Here is a 20,243-nt window from a genome sequence, read left to right on the forward strand (position 1 = left end):
ACTTAGAGTTTGGATTACGGCAAACATGTCAGAAGTAAAAATAAAACCTGTAACAAGTACTAGCAATGGTGCTCGTTATAGGATCAAGTGAATAAGTGCACATGATGGATGCCTTGGCGATTACAGGCGACGAAAGACGTTATAACCTGCGATAAGCCCCGGGGAGCTGGTAAATAAGCTTTGATCCGGGGATTTCTGAATGGGGAAACCCACCACTTTTGTGGTATCCATACCTGAATACATAGGGTATGAGAAGCGAACCTTGTGAACTGAAACATCTAAGTAGCAAGAGGAAAAGACATCAACCGAGATTCCCAAAGTAGTGGCGAGCGAAATGGGAAGAGCCTTCTAGTGATAGCTCAGTAATTAACAGAATAGAATGAAAAGTCCAACAATAAAGGGTGATAGTCCCGTATGTGAAAATTATTGGGTGGTACTAGGCTAGAGACAAGTAGGGCGGGACACGTGAAATCCTGTCTGAATATGGGGGGCCCATCCTCCAAGGCTAAATACTCGTAATCGACCGATAGTGAACAAGTACCGTGAGGGAAAGGCGAAAAGAACCCCGGGAGGGGAGTGAAATAGATCCTGAAATTGTGTGCATACAAACAGTAGGAGCCTCGTAAGGGGGTGACTGCGTACCTTTTGTATAATGGGTCAGCGACTTACATTCAGTAGCAAGCTTAACCGAATAGGGAAGGCGTAGCGAAAGCGAGTCCGAATAGGGCGCTAGTTGCTGGGTGTAGACCCGAAACCAGTTGATCTATCCATGGCCAGGTTGAAGGTGCGGTAACACGTACTGGAGGACCGAACCCACTATCGTTGAAAAGTTAGGGGATGAGCTGTGGATAGGGGTGAAAGGCTAAACAAAACTGGAAATAGCTGGTTCTCTCCGAAAACTATTTAGGTAGTGCCTCGTGTATCACTGTAGGGGGTAGAGCACTGTTATGGTAGTGGGGTCCATTGCGGATTACTGCGCCATAGCAAACTCCGAATACCTACAAGTGCAAGCACGGGAGACAGACATCGGGTGCTAACGTCCGGTGTCAAGAGGGAAACAACCCAGACCGCCAGCTAAGGTCCCTAATATATGCTAAGTGGGAAACGAAGTGAGAAGGCTAAAACAGTCAGGATGTTGGCTTAGAAGCAGCCATCCTTTAAAGAAAGCGTAATAGCTCACTGATCGAGTCGTCCTGCGCGGAAGATGTAACGGGGCTAAGCATATAACCGAAGCTGCGGATCACAGTAATGTGATGGTAGGAGAGCGTTCTGTAAGCCTGTGAAGGTGTCTTGTAAAGGATGCTGGAGGTATCAGAAGTGCGAATGCTGACATGAGTAGCGATAAAGGGGGTGAAAAGCCCCCTCGCCGTAAGCCCAAGGTTTCCTGTTCAACGTTCATCGGAACAGGGTGAGTCGGCCCCTAAGGCGAGGCAGAGATGCGTAGCTGATGGGAACAAGGTTAATATTCCTTGACCATTGTTAGATGCGATGGGGGGACGGATCGCGGAAAGTTGTCCGGGTGTTGGAAGTTCCGGTTCTTGCGTTGGAGATAGCTATTAGGTAAATCCGGTAGCGTAATTCAAGGGCGTGAGACGAGCGAATTTATTCGCGAAGCAATTGGAAGTGGTTCCAAGAAAAGCCTCTAAGCTTCAGTCTAACAAGACCGTACCGCAAACCGACACAGGTGGGCGAGATGAGTATTCTAAGGCGCTTGAGAGAACTCAGGAGAAGGAACTCGGCAAATTTGCACCGTAACTTCGGGATAAGGTGCGCCCTTGTAGTTTGACCGTGAACAACGGAAGGACGAAAGGGTTGCAATAAAAAGGTGGCTGCGACTGTTTAATAAAAACACAGCACTCTGCAAACACGAAAGTGGACGTATAGGGTGTGACGCCTGCCCGGTGCTGGAAGATTAAATGATGGGGTGCAAGCTCTTGATTGAAGTCCCAGTAAACGGCGGCCGTAACTATAACGGTCCTAAGGTAGCGAAATTCCTTGTCGGGTAAGTTCCGACCTGCACGAATGGCGTAACGATGGCCACACTGTCTCCTCCTGAGACTCAGCGAAGTTGAAATGTTTGTGATGATGCAATCTACCCGTGGCTAGACGGAAAGACCCCATGAACCTTTACTGTAGCTTTGCATTGGACTTTAAATCGGTCTGTGTAGGATAGGTGGAAGGCGTTGATAACAGGATGCTAGTTCTGTTGGAGCCAACCTTGAAATACCACCCTGATTTATTTGAGGTTCTAACCTTGGCCCGTTATCCGGGTCGGGAACAGTGCATGGTAGGCAGTTTGACTGGGGCGGTCTCCTCCCAAAATGTAACGGAGGAGTACGAAGGTACGCTTGGTACGGTCGGACATCGTACCTAAAGTGCAATGGCAAAAGCGTGCTTAACTGCGAGACCGACAAGTCGAGCAGGTGCGAAAGCAGGTCATAGTGATCCGGTGGTTCTGTATGGAAGGGCCATCGCTCAACGGATAAAAGGTACTCTGGGGATAACAGGCTGATACCGCCCAAGAGTTCATATCGACGGCGGTGTTTGGCACCTCGATGTCGGCTCATCTCATCCTGGGGCTGTAGCCGGTCCCAAGGGTATGGCTGTTCGCCATTTAAAGAGGTACGTGAGCTGGGTTTAAAACGTCGTGAGACAGTTTGGTCCCTATCTGCCATGGGCGTTGGAGATTTGACGGGGGCTGCTCCTAGTACGAGAGGACCGGAGTGGACATTCCGCTGGTGTACCTGTTGTTTCGCCAGAAGCATCGCAGGGTAGCTATGAATGGAAAAGATAACCGCTGAAAGCATCTAAGTGGGAAACTTGCCTGAAGATGAGATCTCCCGTAGGTTTAACCTACATAAAGGGTCGTTATAGACCACAACGTTGATAGGTCGGGTGTGGAAGTGCAGTAATGCATTAAGCTAACCGATACTAATTGCCCGTTAGGCTTGATCCTATAACCAGCACTATTGTGTTAGATGTTTGCCAGATTTAATCTACATCCTTATTACATGCTTACTCAAATGGAGTTGCTGATTAAATCAACAACTCAACCCTCTACGCCCGGTGACCATAGCAAGTTGGAACCACTCCTTCCCATCCCGAACAGGACAGTGAAACGACTTTACGCCGATGATAGTGCGGATTACCCGTGTGAAAGTAGGTAACTGCCGGGCACCAATACGACGCCCAGACCTAAAAGGGTCTGGGCGTTTTTACTTGTGCAAAGCGTTTAGAGAGATTGACAGAAACTCCATTTGGAGTCAGAATATTTTGGGTTCGCGGAGGGGTGTCCGAGCGGCTAAAGGAGGCAGACTGTAAATCTGTTGGCTATGCCTACGTAGGTTCGAATCCTACCCCCTCCACCAGATGTGCGGGATTAGTTTAATGGTAAAACAGCAGATTTCCAATCTTCGGTCAAGAGTTCGATTCTCTTATCCCGCTCCAGAATTTGTTGCATTAGATTACGCCCATGTGGCTCAGTGGTAGAGCACTCCCTTGGTAAGGGAGAGGTCGGCAGTTCGATCCTGCCCATGGGCACCATGTTTGGTTTTATTAATTGTGTATTTCGTGTTTGGTTTAAGAGTTAACTAAAGGCAGGCAAAAATGGCAAAAGAAAAATTCGAGCGGACAAAACCGCACGTAAACGTAGGCACCATCGGTCACGTTGACCACGGTAAAACCACATTGACAGCAGCAATCGCAACTGTGCTTTCTAAAGCATTCGGTGGCGAAGCTAAAGCATACGATCAGATCGATGCTGCTCCTGAAGAAAAAGCACGTGGTATTACGATTAATACAGCACACGTTGAGTACGAGACAGCGAACCGTCACTATGCTCACGTTGATTGCCCAGGACATGCTGACTACGTTAAGAACATGATTACTGGTGCTGCTCAGATGGACGGCGCAATTTTAGTTTGCTCTGCTGCTGACGGCCCAATGCCACAAACTCGTGAGCACATCCTCTTGGCACGCCAAGTTGGTGTTCCTTACATCGTAGTTTTCTTGAACAAGTGCGACATGGTTGATGACGCTGAATTGCTCGAGTTAGTTGAAATGGAAGTTCGTGAGCTTCTATCTAAGTACAACTTCCCTGGCGATGACACACCAATCATCCAAGGTTCTGCTAAGTTAGCCCTTGAAGGCGACGAAGGCAAATTGGGTAAAGAAGCCATCATGAAATTGGCTGAAGCACTCGACACATACATCCCAACTCCAGAGCGTGCTGTTGACGGCGCGTTCTTGATGCCAGTAGAAGACGTGTTCTCTATCTCCGGTCGCGGTACTGTTGTAACAGGCCGTATCGAGCGCGGTATCGTTAAAGTTGGTGAAGAGATCGAAATCATCGGTATCAAACCAACACTCAAGACAACCTGTACTGGTGTTGAAATGTTCCGCAAATTGCTCGACCAAGGTCAAGCAGGCGATAACGTTGGTATCTTGTTACGCGGTACAAAACGTGAAGAAGTTGAGCGCGGCCAAGTATTGGCTAAGCCAGGTTCAATCACCCCACATACTCACTTTACAGCCGAGGTTTACATCTTGGGTAAAGATGAAGGTGGTCGTCATACTCCATTCTTTAACAACTATCGTCCACAGTTCTACTTCCGCACTACGGACGTAACTGGTTCAATCGAGTTGCCAAAAGACAAAGAAATGGTAATGCCTGGTGATAACGTAACTATTACCGTAAAACTCATCGCTCCTATCGCGATGGAAGAAGGTTTACGTTTTGCGATCCGTGAAGGTGGCCGCACTGTTGGCGCCGGCGTGGTTGCAAAGATTTTGGCTTAATTCGTTTTTATAAAGGGGTGTAGCTCAATTGGCAGAGCGTTGGTCTCCAAAACCAAAGGTTGGGGGTTCGATGCCCTCCGCCCCTGCCACAAATTGAACTGAAAGCAAAATGTCTCAACAAACAGTAAGTCACTCTAAAGAAAAGAGCAGCTGGGTCTCCGGACTCGCTGCTTTAATTGTCGTTGCAGCGCTAGTCCTGTACTACACGCTGATCGATCAATCTTTGCTAGTGCGCTTAGGGGTTTTGTTTGGTGGCATTGCGGCTGCGGTTTTAATTGTGGCGATTTCGCCGGATGGGCGTCGTTTTATCGCCTATGCAAAAGATTCTTGGTATGAAGTAAAAAAGGTTGTTTGGCCGACTCGCAAAGAGACGACTCAAATGACTCTAGTCGTATTTGGCTTTGTTCTGATCATGTCCCTGTTTTTATGGTTCGCAGACAAATTAATTGAATGGCTAGTTTTTTCAGTCTTTTTAGGCTGGAAGTGAGTAAGAAAAATGACTGATTCTGAATTGGCCGTAAATCCACAAGCTACTGGCAATATGCGCTGGTACGTAATCCATGCTTATTCCGGAATGGAAAAAAGCGTGAAAAAAGGCCTTGAAGAGCGTATTGCACGTTCTGGCATGCCTGAAAAATTTGGCCGTATTTTGGTTCCTTCCGAAGAGGTTGTGGAGATCAAATCCGGTACCAAATCAGTTTCTGAGCGTCGTTTCTTCCCGGGATATGTCCTGGTCGAGATGGAGATGACCGACGAGAGCTGGCATTTGGTGAAAAACACGCCAAAAGTGACCGGTTTCGTAGGCGGCGTTCGTAACCGCCCAAGCCCTATTTCTACAGCTGAAGTAGCCAAAATCATGGATCAAATGCAGGCTGGGGTGGATAAGCCTAAGCCCAAGACCCTATTTGAAGTTGGTGAGATCGTGCGAGTTAAAGAAGGCCCATTTGTTGATTTCAACGGAAATATCGAAGAAGTCAATTATGAGAAGTCAAGATTACGCGTTTCTGTTACAATTTTTGGCCGCGGTACCCCAGTTGAGCTGGAGTTCGGCCAAGTAGAAAAGATGTAAAAACAAGGACTTAGTCCTGTTTTGCAGTGCAAAAGTTTGTAGTTTTAAGTGGTTAGCAATAAAACCGAGGAGCGGAGCTAGAAAGCCAAAAACTAGCGAAGCGTTTACTCAACGGCGGTCTTTCCTTATGAGGTTAGGCGCGCTTTAAGGAGCAATACATGGCAAAGAAGATTATTGGGTTTATTAAGCTGCAGATCCCTGCAGGTAAAGCAAATCCATCACCACCCGTAGGTCCAGCATTGGGTCAACGCGGTCTTAACATTATGGAATTCTGTAAGGCGTTTAATGCTCAAACTCAGAGCATGGAACCTGGCCTGCCAATTCCAGTCGTGATTACAGCGTTCGCTGATAAGAGCTTCACATTCATCATGAAGACTCCTCCAGCAACCATCATGATCAAGAAGGCTGCAAAGATCGAAAAAGGTTCGCCACGTCCTCATACCGATAAGGTAGGAAAAATTACACGTGCTCAAGCGGAAGAAATCGCTAAAGCAAAAATGCCAGATTTGACAGCGGCCGATATGGATGCAGCTGTTCGCACAATCGCTGGTAGCGCCCGTTCCATGGGCATCACTGTGGAAGGTCTCTAATCATGACTAAATTATCTAAACGCGTAAAAGCAATTCAATCTAAAGTTGATCGCAACAAGTTCTATTCATTAGACGACGCATTGAACCTCGTTAAAGAGTGTGCAACTGCTAAGTTTGATGAGTCTATCGACGTTGCTGTTCAGTTGGGTATTGATGCTAAGAAATCTGACCAAGTTGTGCGTGGCGCCGTAGTGCTCCCAGCTGGTACAGGTAAGCATGTTCGTGTAGCAGTTTTTGCACAAGGCGAGAAGGCTGAACAAGCTAAAGCTGCTGGTGCAGAAATCGTTGGCATGGAAGATCTTGCTGAACAAATTAAAGGCGGCAAAATTGATTTCGACATTTTGATCGCATCTCCAGACACAATGAAAATTGTTGGTACTTTAGGTCAAGTATTGGGCCCACGTGGTTTGATGCCGAATCCAAAAGTTGGAACAGTGACTCCTGACGTTGCTACTGCTGTTAAGAATGCAAAAGCTGGTCAAGTTCAGTTCCGCGTGGACAAAGCTGGTATCGTGCACGCAAGCATTGGCCGTCGTTCATTCGAAGCAACTGCATTGAAATCTAACTTGCTCGCATTGCTCGAGGCTTTGAATAAAGCGCAGCCACCTGCATCAAAGGGTATTTATTTAAAGAAGGTTGCCGTAAGCAGCACCATGGGTGCAGGCGTACGCGTAGATCAGGCATCGTTACAGGCTGCAGCTTAATTAGCTTGTAATAAAAAAGAACTTTGGGTCGACTCCCACTCTTGTAGTGAGAGTCGAACATCAAAGACCGTTGGTGAATTAGTTGCTAATACAGAGTTAATTCTTAATCGTTACGAAAGTAATAGCCAGCGCAGATGGCGACCCTGAAAAGATTTTCACAAGAACTTTGTGAACAAATGATCAGACGCTGGTGTGTAACCCCAACTGGAAACAGTTGGTTTTTATGGAGTTAAACCGTGCCTTTGAATGTACAAGACAAAAAAGCGATTGTTGCTGATGTCGGCGCTCAATTGGCTGGAGCCCAAACTGTCGTGCTCGCTGAATACCGTGGTATTCCAGTAGAGCAGTTGACAAAGCTACGTGCTAGCGCACGCGATCAAGGTGTATATCTTCGCGTTTTGAAGAACACATTGGCACGCCGTGCTGCACAAGGCACTCAGTTTGAGCCTCTTGCTGATTCGATGGTTGGCCCCTTGATTTACGGCATCTCTGCTGATCCGATTGCTTCGGCAAAAGTATTGCAGGGCTTTGCTAAGACTCAAGATTTGCTAGTCATTAAAGCCGGCTTATATAACGGCAAGTTGTTAGACGTTGCAGGCGTAAAAGCCCTCGCAACAATTCCAAGCCGCGACGAGTTGTTATCTCAGTTGTTAGGTGTGATGTTGGCACCTGTCTCTGCGATGGCTCGCGTATTGGGCGCAGTAGCAGCACAAAAGGCAGCTGGAGCACCCGCTCCCGCAGCAGCCGCAGCCCCAGAAGCTGGAACAGAAGCAAACGAAACCCCTGCCGCTGAATAAGCGACAGATTAACTATTTAAGTATTAGGAGCTAAAAATGGCGATTACTAAAGAAGAAATCATTGAAGCAGTAGGTAGCATGTCCGTTATGGATTTGAACGACTTGGTTAAAGCGTTCGAAGAGAAGTTTGGTGTTTCAGCTGCAGCTATGGCTGTTGTTGGTCCTGCAGGCGGTGGCGCTGCAGCTGGTGGTGGCGAAGAGCAAACAGAATTTACTGTTAACTTGCTCGAAGCTGGCGCAAACAAGGTTTCAGTAATTAAGGCAGTTCGCGAAATTACTGGTCTTGGCTTGAAAGAAGCTAAGGACTTGGTTGACGGTGCACCGAAGCCAATCAAAGAAGGCGTTGACAAGAAAACTGCTGAAGAAGCTAAGAAGAAGCTTGAAGAAGCTGGCGCTAAAGCAGAACTCAAGTAATACAGCACAATGCTGGCGCCTCTCACAAAGGGGCGTTAGCCATGTTGGGTTTGCCTTCTGATACGACTGCAGAATGCAAGTTTGGTCGGACACTAGATCGATCGGTTTAGTGTTGTCCGCCAGTGATTGGTAGTGGCCAATCGCCAAATCTTTGTACAGTCGCTGAATTCGGAGATGAAATGAACTATAGCTTCACCGAACGCAAGCGAGTCCGTAAAAGCTTTGCTAAGCGAGTAAACAACCACCAGGTTCCGTACCTGATCGCAACACAGCTGGAATCCTACGCTAAATTTTTACAGGCTGATAAGCCAGCAATGTCTCGTCTTACTGAGGGACTTCAAGCTGCCTTTACATCAGCGTTCCCAATTGTGTCTAACAACGGCTATGCACGTATGGAATACGTGTCTTACCAGTTATCACAGCCACCATTTGACGTTAAGGAATGTCAGCAACGTGGTTACACATACCACTCTGCCTTACGCGCAAAAGTTCGCTTGGTTATTTATGATCGCGAAGCGCCTACTAAGGTTAAAGAGGTAAAAGAGAGCGAAGTCTACATGGGTGAAATTCCACTCATGACAGAAAATGGTTCTTTTGTGATCAACGGTACTGAGCGCGTGATCGTTTCTCAGTTGCACCGTTCCCCAGGCGTGTTCTTCGAGCACGATAAGGGCAAGACACATAGCTCAGGTAAGTTGCTGTTCTCAGCACGCATCATTCCTTACCGTGGTTCATGGCTCGATTTTGAGTTTGATCCAAAAGATATTCTCTATTTCCGCGTTGACCGTCGTCGTAAGATGCCTGTCACCATTTTGCTCAAAGCAATTGGTTTAAACAACGAACAAATTCTTGCGAACTTCTTCAACTTTGACCATTTCTCATTGACTGCTAATGGCGGCTCAATGGAATTTGTGCCAGAGCGTTTGCGTGGTCAGTTGGCTAGCTTTGATGTGCTCGACAAGAATGGCGTTGTAGTCATTCAAAAAGACAAGCGTATCAATGCAAAGCATATTCGCGAACTCGAAGCTGCAAAAACAATCGCTGTACCAGACGACTATTTAATTGGTCGCGTAGTTGCACGCAATATTGTTGACCCAGACTCTGGTGAAATCTTGGCGTACGCTAATGATGAAATCACTGAAGAGTTGTTGGCAACATCGCGCGATGCAGGTATCAAGCAATTAGAAACCATCTACACCAACGATTTGGATTCTGGTGCGTACATTTCTCAGGTATTGCGTACTGACGAAACTGCGGATCAAATGGCTGCTCGTATCACCATCTACCGCATGATGCGTCCTGGTGAGCCTCCAACAGAGGATGCTGTTGAGGCCTTGTTCCAGCGCTTGTTCTACAGTGAAGATACTTACGATTTGTCACGTGTTGGCCGTATGAAGGTCAACAGCCGTTTGAACCGTCCAGAAATGGAAGGTCCAATGGTACTGTCAAACGAAGATATTCTCGACACCATTAAATCCCTCGTAGATTTGCGTAACGGCAAAGGCGAAGTGGACGATATCGATCACTTAGGTAATCGTCGTGTACGTTGCGTTGGCGAATTGGCTGAAAACCAATTCCGCGCTGGTTTGTCACGTGTTGAGCGTGCGGTTAAAGAACGTCTCGGCCAAGCCGAAACAGAAAACCTCATGCCGCATGATTTGATTAACAGCAAGCCAATCTCTTCTGCTATTCGTGAGTTCTTCGGTTCTTCACAGTTGTCCCAGTTTATGGACCAAACCAACCCACTTTCAGAGATCACGCACAAGCGTCGTATTTCTGCGTTGGGACCTGGTGGTTTGACACGCGAGCGCGCAGGCTTCGAAGTGCGCGACGTGCATCCAACCCACTACGGACGTGTTTGCCCAATCGAAACTCCGGAGGGACCAAACATTGGTTTGATCAACTCACTCGCGTTATTTGCGCGCCTGAATGAGCATGGCTTCCTTGAGACTCCATACCGTAAGGTTTCCAATAGCAAGGTAAGCGATGAAGTGGTTTACCTCTCTGCGATTGAAGAGGCCAAGTATGTGATTGCTCAGGCAAACGCAACGATCGACAAGAGCGGTAAGTTGGCTGATGAATTGGTTTCGGCGCGTCAAGCTGGTGAGACCATGATGGTTGGCCCAGAGCGCATCGATTTCATCGACGTTGCTCCTAGCCAGATCGTTTCTGCTGCTGCTTCACTCGTTCCATTCTTAGAGCACGATGATGCGAACCGTGCGTTGATGGGTGCGAACATGCAGCGTCAAGCGGTTCCTTGCTTGCGTCCAGATAAGCCATTAGTTGGCACAGGTTTAGAGCGCATTGTTGCGGTTGACTCCGGCACTGTTGTATTAGCAACGCGTGGCGGTAACGTTGATTACGTTGATGCGAATCGTATTGTGATTCGTGTGAACGATGATGAAACTGCAGCTGGTGAAGTTGGTGTGGATATTTATAACCTCATCAAATACACTCGTTCAAACCAAAACACCAACATTAACCAACGTCCAATCGTTAAGGTTGGCGATCGTGTAGCCCGTGGCGACGTAGTTGCTGACGGCGCATCTACCGATTTGGGTGAATTGGCATTGGGTCAAAATATGACTGTGGCATTTATGCCATGGAACGGTTACAACTTCGAAGATTCAATCTTGATCTCTGAGAAAGTTGTTGCTGATGATCGCTACACCTCTATTCATATTGAAGAGTTGTCAGTGGTTGCTCGTGACACCAAGCTAGGTTCAGAAGAAATTACACGCGATATCTCCAACTTGGCTGAGTCACAACTCTCCCGCTTGGATGAAAGCGGTATTGTTTATATCGGTGCTGAAGTAGAAGCTGGCGACGTATTGGTTGGTAAGGTAACTCCAAAGGGCGAGACTACTCTCACCCCGGAAGAGAAGCTCCTCCGTGCGATCTTCGGTGAAAAAGCATCTGATGTTAAAGATACTTCTTTGCGCGTTCCATCGGGAATGATCGGTACTGTTATTGATGTTCAGGTCTTCACCCGTGAAGGCATTGAGCGCGATGCACGTGCGCAGTCAATTATTCAAGAAGAATTGCAACGCTATTGTTTGGACTTGAACGACCAGTTGCGTATTGTTGAGGGCGATGCCTTCATGCGTTTAGAAAAGATGTTGATTGGCAAAGTTGCCAACAGCGGTCCTAGGAAATTAGCTAAAGGCACCAAGATCGACAAGGAATACCTTGCTGATTTGGATAAATACCATTGGTTCGATATTCGTCCGGCAGATGACGAAGTTGCCTCACAAGTTGAAGCAATCAAATCTTCTATCGAAGCGAAGCGTAAACAGTTTGACGAAGCTTTTGAAGAAAAGCGCACCAAGCTTACCCAAGGCGATGATTTGCAGCCTGGCGTAACGAAGATGGTTAAGGTGTACTTGGCTGTTAAGCGTCGTTTACAGCCTGGTGACAAGATGGCTGGTCGTCACGGTAACAAAGGTGTGGTTTCTAAAATCGCTCCTGCGGAAGATATGCCATTCATGGCCGACGGACGTCCCGTAGATATCGTCTTGAACCCATTAGGTGTACCTTCCCGTATGAACGTTGGTCAGATCTTGGAAACCCACTTAGGTTGGGCCGCTCAAGGTATCGGTAAGCGTATCGATGAAATGGTTCGTCAACAAGTCAAGCAAGCTGAACTGCGTAAGTTCTTCAAGCAGCTTTACAACGAAATTGGTCGTCAAGAAGACGTCGACAATTTCACTGATGAGCAAATCAATGTGTTGGCTGAGAATCTCCGCCAAGGCTTGCCATTTGCAACGCCAGTGTTTGACGGTGCTACTGAGGCTGAAATCGGTCGCATGCTCGAGTTGGCATACCCAGAAGATGTTGCTGCATCCTTGCAGATGACACCTTCACGCCAGCAAATAGTTCTGTTTGATGGTCGTACTGGCGATAAGTTCGAGCGTCCTGTAACCGTTGGCGTAATGCACGTCTTGAAACTCCACCACTTGGTTGATGACAAGATGCATGCTCGTTCAACTGGACCTTACTCTTTAGTAACGCAACAGCCATTGGGCGGTAAAGCTCAGTTCGGTGGTCAGCGCTTTGGTGAGATGGAAGTCTGGGCCCTCGAAGCATACGGTGCTTCATATGTCTTGCAGGAAATGCTGACAGTGAAGTCCGATGACGTCGCAGGCCGTACCAAGGTTTACAAAAACATCGTCAAGGGCGAGCACACGATTGATGCTGGCATGCCCGAATCCTTCAACGTGCTGGTAAAAGAAATCCGTTCGTTGGGTATTGACATTGACATGGAGCGCAACTGATATGAAAGCATTGCTCGATTTATTTAAGCAAACGCAGGGTGATGAGCAGTTTGATGTCATCAAGATTGGACTCGCATCTCCTGAGAAAATTCGCTCATGGTCTTTTGGTGAAGTACGCAAACCAGAAACTATCAACTACCGGACTTTTAAGCCCGAGCGTGATGGTTTGTTCTGCGCCAAGATTTTTGGACCAACCAAAGACTACGAGTGCTTATGCGGCAAGTACAAGCGCTTAAAGTTCCGTGGCGTTATCTGCGAGAAGTGCGGTGTTGAAGTAACTCTCGCTAAGGTACGTCGTGAGCGCATGGGCCACATTGAGTTGGCAGCCCCTGTAGCGCACATCTGGTTCTTGAAGTCCTTGCCATCCCGTTTGGGCATGGTTCTCGATATGACATTGCGTGATATCGAGCGCGTACTCTACTTTGAAGCATATGTAGTTGTTGATCCTGGCATGACTCCTGAAGGCGCAATGAGGCGTGGTCAGATCATGTCTGAAGATGAATACATTGCTAAGACTGAAGAGTATGGTGACGGTGCATTTACTGCCATCATGGGCGCGGAAGGTATTCGTGACCTCTTGCGTTCGATTGATATCGATCGTGAAGTAGAGACTATTCGTGCTGATTTAAAGGCCACTGGTAGCGATGCCAAGATCAAGAAATACGCTAAGCGCTTAAAAGTGCTCGAGGCGTTCCAGACTTCAGGCATTAAGCCTGACTGGATGATCATGGAAGTGTTGCCAGTATTGCCACCAGAGTTGCGCCCATTGGTGCCATTGGATGGCGGTCGCTTTGCTACTTCCGATTTGAACGACCTCTACCGTCGTGTGATCAACCGTAACAACCGCTTGAAGCGTTTGTTAGAGTTGCGCGCACCAGAGATCATCGTTCGTAACGAAAAGCGCATGTTGCAAGAAGCGGTTGACTCATTGCTTGACAACGGTCGTCGCGGTAAGGCTATGACTGGCGCTAACAAGCGTCCTCTCAAGTCCTTGGCTGAGATGATTAAAGGTAAGAGCGGTCGTTTCCGTCAAAACTTGTTGGGTAAACGCGTTGACTACTCTGGTCGTTCAGTCATCGTGGTTGGTCCTACATTGAAATTGCATCAGTGCGGCTTACCAAAATTGATGGCCTTGGAATTATTCAAGCCATTCATTTTCAACAAGCTGGAAACTTTAGGAATTGCAACCACTATTAAGGCTGCGAAGAAAGAAGTTGAAAGCCAGACTCCAATCGTTTGGGACATTCTCGAAGAAGTGATTCGTGAACATCCAATCATGTTGAACCGTGCTCCTACATTGCACCGTCTCGGTATTCAGGCTTTCGAGCCAATGCTGATTGAAGGTAAAGCAATCCAATTGCACCCATTAGTCTGCGCGGCATTTAACGCTGACTTTGACGGTGACCAAATGGCGGTTCACGTTCCTTTGTCGCTCGAAGCGCAAATGGAAGCACGTACATTGATGTTGGCTTCGAACAACGTATTGTTCCCAGCTAACGGCGAGCCATCAATCGATCCTTCACAGGACGTGGTGTTGGGTCTGTACTACGCTACACGTGACAAGATCAACGGTAAGGGCGAAGGCATGGTTTTCGCCAACATTACTGAAGTAGTGCGTGCATACGAAGCAGGTCAAGTTGAATTGGCTTCTCGTGTTGCTGTGCGTATTACTGAGTATGAGATTGTGGACAAGAAGGCAGAAGGCGATGCGCGTTTTGCTGAGAAGACCAAGATCTATCAAACATCAGTTGGCCGTGCAATCTTGTCTGAGATTTTGCCCAAAGGCATGTCTTTCGAGGAAATTAACAAGCCTTTGAAGAAAAAAGAAATCTCACGTTTGATCAACACATCATTCCGCAAGTGCGGTTTGCGTGAAACAGTGATTTTTGCTGATCGTCTCTTGCAGTCTGGTTTCCGTTTGGCAACCAATGCTGGTATCTCTGTTGCGATCGACGATATGTTGATCGCAACATCCAAAGAACGCATCATTACTGATGCTTCTGCCAAGGTTAAGGAATATGATAAGCAGTTCATGTCAGGTCTCGTAACCAATCAAGAGCGTTATAACAACGTGGTTGATATTTGGGGTGCCGCAGGTGACCAAGTTGGTAAGGCAATGATGGATGAGTTGTCACACGTTGACGTACTCGACCGCAATGGCAAAACTGTGCGTCAAGAATCCTTTAACTCTATCTACATGATGGCGGATTCTGGTGCCCGCGGATCTGCAGCGCAGATTCGTCAGTTGGCTGGTATGCGTGGTTTGATGGCTAAGCCTGATGGCTCCATTATTGAGACCCCAATTACTGCGAACTTCCGTGAAGGTTTGAACGTGTTGCAGTACTTCATCTCAACCCATGGCGCTCGTAAAGGTCTAGCCGATACAGCGTTGAAGACAGCGAACTCTGGTTACTTGACACGTCGTTTATGTGACGTAACTCAAGATCTCGTGGTGATCGAAGAGGATTGCGGCGCAACTTCTGGCGTAACGATGAAGGCGCTTGTTGAAGGCGGCGAAATTATCGAAGCATTGCGTGACCGTATTTTGGGTCGTGTATGTATCGGTGACATCGTTCATCCTGACACACAAGAAGTTATTGTTCCTAACGACACATTGCTCGACGAGGATCATGTTGATCAAATCGTTGCATTGGGCATCGACGAAGTTAAAGTTCGTACAGTATTGTCTTGCTTAACTCGCTTTGGCTTGTGCGCTAAGTGCTACGGACGTGATCTAGGACGCGGTGGTTTGGTGAACGTTGGCGAAGCAGTAGGCGTTATCGCTGCTCAGTCTATCGGTGAGCCGGGCACACAGTTGACTATGCGTACCTTCCACATCGGTGGTGCAGCTTCACGTGCATTGGTTGCGAGCAATATTGAAGCCAAATCAAATGGTTCTTTGAAGTTCTCCGGAACGATGCGCGTTGTTAAAAACGCAAAAGGTGAGCAGATCGTGATTTCACGTTCTGGCGAAGCCTTGATCGTTGACGAGAATGGTCGCGAGCGTGAGCGTCATAAAGTGCCTTACGGTGCAACTCTCTTGTTGAAAGAAGATGCAGCAGTGAAGGCCGGCGCAAGCTTGGCGACATGGGATCCATTAACACGTCCGATTATTTCTGAGTACGCTGGTATCGCTCGTTTCGATAACGTCGAAGAGGGTGTAACTGTTGCGAAGCAGGTTGACGAAGTTACCGGTCTTTCCACTTTGGTGGTTATTGACGGTAAGCGTCGCTCTGCAGCAAGCAAAGGCGTTCGCCCAATGATCAACTTGGTTGATGACAAGGGTAACGAAGTCATGATCGCTGGCACTGATCACCCAGTAAACGTTGGCCTCCAAGTAGGCGCTTTGATTACTGTTAAGGATGGTCAAAAGGTCGAAGTTGGTGAAGTGTTGGCACGTATTCCAATCGAATCACAGAAGACTCGCGACATTACCGGTGGTTTGCCACGTGTTGCAGAATTGTTCGAAGCACGCTCACCAAAAGACGCCGCTGTATTGGCGAAAGTCACTGGAACAGTTTCCTTCGGCAAAGAAACCAAAGGTAAACAACGTTTGGTGATTACCGATATGGATGGTGAAGCCAATGAATTCTTGATTCCTAAAGAGAAGCAAGTTCTCGTTCATGACGGTCAAGTTGTGAACAAGGGCGAGATGATTGTGGAAGGCCCTGCTGATCCACATGACATCTTGACTCTCAAAGGTATCGAAGAGTTGGCTATCTACATCGTTGACGAAGTTCAGGACGTTTATCGTCTCCAGGGTGTGAAGATTAATGACAAGCACATTGAGGTTATCGTGCGTCAGATGTTGCGTCGTGTTCAGGTAACTGATCCAGGCGATACATCATTCATCACTGGTGAACAGGTTGAGCGTTCTAAGTTGTATGACGCAAACGATGCTGTGATTGCCCAAGGTAAGCACCCAGCTCAGTTCGATAACGTGTTGCTTGGTATTACTAAGGCATCCTTGTCGACCGATAGCTTCATTTCAGCGGCTTCTTTCCAAGAAACCACCCGCGTATTGACCGAAGCCGCAATTATGGGCAAAACCGATACACTCCGTGGCCTCAAGGAAAACGTCATTATTGGTCGTCTGATCCCAGCTGGTACCGGCTTGTCATATCGCCGTGCACGCAAGGTCATATCGCAATTCGAGCGTGATCGCGCTCAAATGATTGCCGCCGAAGAGGAGGCAATGGCCAATATGCCTGTAGAAATAGAGGCTGAAGTCGTTGCTCCTACTGGGGAGGCTGATCCAAGCTAATTTGGTAATTCTGGCCTGAAAAGGCCAGTTTTTCCCCTCGAGGTTGACGGGAAGGGCTGGCCAGGCTAGAATGCTAAGTTCTACTGATTCAGAAGAAAGAGGGTTTTTTTGACCTAGAAATTCTCTAAGTCATTGATTTTCTTGAAGAAAGCAACAAAGAAGTACTAACCGAGCTATTTTATGCCAACAATTAATCAATTAATACGCAATCCAAGATCCAGGCTTATCGTTAAAAGCAAGAGCCCTGCAGTGGAAAACAGTCCGCAGCGCCGTGGTGTTTGTACACGTGTGTACACCACTACTCCTAAAAAGCCTAACTCTGCGCTTCGTAAAGTAGCCAAAGTTCGCTTAACCAATGGTTTTGAGGTGATTTCATACATTGGTGGTGAAGGCCATAACCTCCAGGAACACTCAGTAGTGTTAATCCGTGGTGGCCGTGTAAAGGATTTGCCAGGTGTTCGTTACCACATCGTTCGTGGCTCACTTGACTTGCAAGGTGTTAAAGACCGTAAGCAGTCACGTTCCAAGTACGGTGCTAAGCGCGCTAAGAAATCTGCTTAATCTTTCAATAGGTTATTGCTGAAGTATTTGTAGTAAGTCTTCGTTTGTCGGACTTAAAAGACAAGTAAGTGGTTGTTCCGTCTAGGAATCTTCTTAGATAGTAGGGCAACCGGAGCGGATGATTCATGTGAATCATCCCTAACTGAACTGAAGGAGTAGTTATGCCACGTCGTCGTGAAGTTCCCAAACGGGAAATTTTGCCGGATCCAAAATTCGGAAATGTAGAAGTAGCTAAATTCATGAACGTCCTCATGTTGGACGGCAAGAAATCGGTTGCAGAGCGTATCGTTTACGGTGCCTTTGATCACATCGAGAAAAAAGCAAACAAAGAGCCACTCGAAGTTTTCTCAACAGCTATGGGCAACGTTAAGCCAATGGTTGAGGTGAAGAGCCGTCGTGTTGGTGGTGCTAACTATCAGGTTCCTGTTGAAGTTCGCCCATCACGCCGTTCTGCTTTGGCAATGCGCTGGGTGCGCGAAGCCGCTAAAAAGCGCGGTGAGAAATCCATGGCACAACGTTTGGCCAACGAATTATTAGAAGCTGCAGAAGGTCGCGGCGGAGCAATGAAGAAGCGTGAAGAAGTTCACCGTATGGCAGAAGCTAACAAAGCTTTCTCACATTTCCGCTTCTAATCAAATAGCAAAGAAAAGGCACCAACAGTGGCACGTAAAACCCCTATCGACAAATACCGCAATATCGGTATTTCTGCGCACATTGACGCAGGTAAAACAACAACTACAGAACGCGTTTTGTTCTACACCGGTGTTAATCACAAGATCGGTGAAGTGCATGATGGCGCTGCAACCATGGACTGGATGGAGCAAGAGCAAGAGCGTGGTATCACGATTACTTCTGCTGCTACTACAACGTTCTGGAAGGGCATGGCTGGTAATTTCGCAGAGCACCGTATCAATATTATTGATACCCCAGGACACGTAGACTTCACTATTGAGGTTGAGCGTTCTATGCGTGTTTTGGACGGCGCTTGCATGGTTTACTGTGCGGTAGGCGGTGTACAGCCACAATCTGAAACTGTTTGGCGTCAAGCGAACAAGTATCAAGTTCCACGTTTAGCATTCGTAAACAAGATGGACCGTACTGGTGCGAACTTCTTCAAGGTCTACGACCAAATGAGAACTCGCCTTAAAGCGAATCCAATTTTGATCCAAATTCCAATCGGCGCTGAAGAAAACTTCAAAGGCGTTGTAGATTTGGTGAAGATGAAGGCGATCTATTGGGATGAGGCTTCACAAGGTACTAAATTTACCTATGAAGAGATCCCTGCTGAATTGCAAGCTTCTGCTGAAGAGTGGCGCGAGAAGCTGCTCGAAGCTGCTGCTGAAAGCTCAGAAGAGTTGATGGAAAAATATCTCGGCGGCGAAGGCTTGACCGAAGAAGAAATCAAAGCAGCATTGCGTCAACGCACTATTGCTAACGAAATTGTTCCAATGTTGTGCGGAACAGCGTTTAAGAACAAAGGCGTTCAGGCGATGTTGGATGCTGTTGTTGAATTGTTGCCATCCCCATTGGACGTTCCACCAGTTCCATGTGAATTGGAAGATGGAACACCTACAACACGTGAAGCATCTGACAGTGCTAAGTTCTCAGCATTGGTATTTAAGATCATGACTGACCCATTCGTTGGCCAGCTCATTTTCTTCCGTGTTTACTCTGGCGTAATGAAATCTAGCGACACAATCTACAACCCGATCAAGGGCAAGAAAGAGCGTGTTGGTCGTTTGTTGCAGATGCACGCAAATGAACGTGAAGAAATCAAAGAAGTATTTGCTGGCGATATCGCAGCTGCAGTTGGTCTGAAAGACGCTACTACAGGCGAAACATTGTGTGATCCAGATAGCATCGTTATTTTGGAGCGCATGGTATTCCCAGAGCCAGTGATCTCTCAAGCTGTTGAGCCAAAGACTAAAGCTGACCAAGAAAAAATGGGTCTTGCTTTGAATCGCTTGGCGCAAGAAGATCCTTCTTTCCGCGTGAAGACAGACGAAGAATCAGGCCAAACAATTATTTCTGGTATGGGCGAGCTCCACTTGGAAATTTTGGTTGACCGTATGAAGCGTGAATTCGGTGTTGAAGCAACTGTTGGTAAGCCACAAGTTGCATACCGTGAAACGATTCGTAAGGTTTGCGAAGAGATCGAAGGTAAATTCGTTAAGCAGTCTGGTGGTCGTGGTCAATACGGTCACGTGGTACTGAAGTTAGAGCCACAAGCCCCAGGCAAAGGTTTTGAATTCGTTGACGCAATTAAGGGCGGTGTAGTTCCACGTGAATACATCCCTGCAGTTGAAAAGGGCATCATCGAAACATTGAACTCCGGTATTTTGGCTGGTTATCCAGTTGTAGATATCAAGGCAACATTGTTCTTCGGTTCATACCATGACGTTGACTCCAATGAAAACGCATTTAAGATGGCGGGTTCTATGGCGTTCAAAGACGGTATGCGTAAAGCATCCCCAGTGTTGCTTGAGCCGATGATGGCTGTTGAAGTAGAAACTCCAGAAGATTTCATGGGCAACGTAATGGGCGACCTCTCATCACGTCGCGGTATTTTGCAAGGTATGGATGACATTCCAGGCGGCGGCAAGATCGTTCGTGCTGAAGTGCCATTGGCAGAGATGTTTGGTTACTCAACTAGCTTGCGCTCGTTGACCCAAGGTCGCGCTACTTACACCATGGAATTTAAGCATTATTCCGAAGCACCTAAGAACGTTGCTGAAGCAGTTATGGCTGCTAAAGCGAAGTAATTTATCCACAT

Annotated in this window: 12 protein-coding genes, 4 tRNA genes and 2 rRNA genes; all 18 read left to right on the plus strand. The window is 47.3% G+C overall.

Features of this window, described 5'->3' with window-relative positions; all coding sequences use genetic code 11:
- Window positions 1–81: 81 nt before the first annotated feature.
- The 18 genes from DXE27_RS03535 (at window position 82) to fusA (ending at window position 20,232) form a co-directional block, all read left to right on the plus strand.
- Window positions 82–2,956 (plus strand): 23S ribosomal RNA (locus DXE27_RS03535).
- A gap of 106 nt (window positions 2,957–3,062) precedes the next feature.
- Window positions 3,063–3,176: ribosomal RNA gene (gene rrf, locus DXE27_RS03540) — 5S ribosomal RNA — on the plus strand.
- Between the two features lie 107 nt (window positions 3,177–3,283).
- Window positions 3,284–3,368, plus strand: a tRNA-Tyr gene (locus tag DXE27_RS03545).
- A gap of 5 nt (window positions 3,369–3,373) precedes the next feature.
- Window positions 3,374–3,447 (plus strand) — tRNA-Gly (locus tag DXE27_RS03550).
- A 21-nt stretch (window positions 3,448–3,468) separates the two neighbouring features.
- Window positions 3,469–3,543, plus strand: a tRNA-Thr gene (locus DXE27_RS03555).
- 63 nt (window positions 3,544–3,606) lie between these two features.
- Window positions 3,607–4,797, plus strand: coding sequence for an elongation factor Tu (gene tuf / locus DXE27_RS03560; protein WP_128112926.1), 1,191 nt, complete (start codon window positions 3,607–3,609; stop codon window positions 4,795–4,797).
- Between the two features lie 13 nt (window positions 4,798–4,810).
- Window positions 4,811–4,886, plus strand: a tRNA-Trp gene (locus tag DXE27_RS03565).
- Between the two features lie 20 nt (window positions 4,887–4,906).
- Window positions 4,907–5,284: a preprotein translocase subunit SecE gene (secE, locus tag DXE27_RS03570; RefSeq protein WP_128112927.1), complete on the plus strand. Its 378-nt coding sequence runs from the start codon at window positions 4,907–4,909 to the stop codon at window positions 5,282–5,284.
- A gap of 9 nt (window positions 5,285–5,293) precedes the next feature.
- The gene (gene nusG / locus DXE27_RS03575) at window positions 5,294–5,866 is read left to right on the plus strand and encodes a transcription termination/antitermination protein NusG (RefSeq protein WP_128112928.1); all 573 of its coding nucleotides are present in this window, start codon (window positions 5,294–5,296) and stop codon (window positions 5,864–5,866) included.
- Between the two features lie 158 nt (window positions 5,867–6,024).
- Window positions 6,025–6,456 carry a 50S ribosomal protein L11 gene (gene rplK, locus DXE27_RS03580; protein ID WP_011901890.1) on the plus strand — a complete coding sequence of 144 codons (432 nt, stop codon included), beginning with the start codon at window positions 6,025–6,027 and terminating at the stop codon, window positions 6,454–6,456.
- A gap of 2 nt (window positions 6,457–6,458) precedes the next feature.
- A complete protein-coding gene (gene rplA / locus DXE27_RS03585) occupies window positions 6,459–7,160 on the plus strand; it encodes a 50S ribosomal protein L1 (RefSeq protein ID WP_128112929.1) in 702 nt (233 codons plus the stop codon).
- Window positions 7,161–7,396: 236 nt separating this feature from the next.
- Window positions 7,397–7,957 (plus strand): 50S ribosomal protein L10, encoded by a 561-nt coding sequence (gene rplJ, locus DXE27_RS03590; RefSeq protein WP_128112930.1) that lies wholly within the window; start codon window positions 7,397–7,399, stop codon window positions 7,955–7,957.
- A 36-nt stretch (window positions 7,958–7,993) separates the two neighbouring features.
- Window positions 7,994–8,371: a 50S ribosomal protein L7/L12 gene (gene rplL / locus DXE27_RS03595; protein WP_128112931.1), complete on the plus strand. Its 378-nt coding sequence runs from the start codon at window positions 7,994–7,996 to the stop codon at window positions 8,369–8,371.
- Between the two features lie 179 nt (window positions 8,372–8,550).
- Complete coding sequence (gene rpoB, locus DXE27_RS03600) at window positions 8,551–12,645, plus strand: DNA-directed RNA polymerase subunit beta (protein WP_128112932.1); 4,095 nt, start codon at window positions 8,551–8,553, stop codon at window positions 12,643–12,645.
- A 1-nt stretch (window position 12,646) separates the two neighbouring features.
- A complete protein-coding gene (rpoC, locus tag DXE27_RS03605; RefSeq protein ID WP_128112933.1) occupies window positions 12,647–16,909 on the plus strand; it encodes a DNA-directed RNA polymerase subunit beta' in 4,263 nt (1,420 codons plus the stop codon).
- A 180-nt stretch (window positions 16,910–17,089) separates the two neighbouring features.
- Window positions 17,090–17,470: a 30S ribosomal protein S12 gene (gene rpsL / locus DXE27_RS03610; RefSeq protein ID WP_128112934.1), complete on the plus strand. Its 381-nt coding sequence runs from the start codon at window positions 17,090–17,092 to the stop codon at window positions 17,468–17,470.
- 161 nt (window positions 17,471–17,631) lie between these two features.
- A complete protein-coding gene (rpsG, locus tag DXE27_RS03615; RefSeq protein ID WP_015420229.1) occupies window positions 17,632–18,102 on the plus strand; it encodes a 30S ribosomal protein S7 in 471 nt (156 codons plus the stop codon).
- 27 nt (window positions 18,103–18,129) lie between these two features.
- On the plus strand, window positions 18,130–20,232 hold the full coding sequence (gene fusA / locus DXE27_RS03620) for an elongation factor G (protein WP_128112935.1): 2,103 nt from the start codon (window positions 18,130–18,132) through the stop codon (window positions 20,230–20,232).
- The last annotated feature ends 11 nt before the right edge of the window (window positions 20,233–20,243 follow it).

The organism is Polynucleobacter necessarius, from assembly GCF_900096755.1.
GTDB classification, from domain to species: domain Bacteria; phylum Pseudomonadota; class Gammaproteobacteria; order Burkholderiales; family Burkholderiaceae; genus Polynucleobacter; species Polynucleobacter necessarius_K.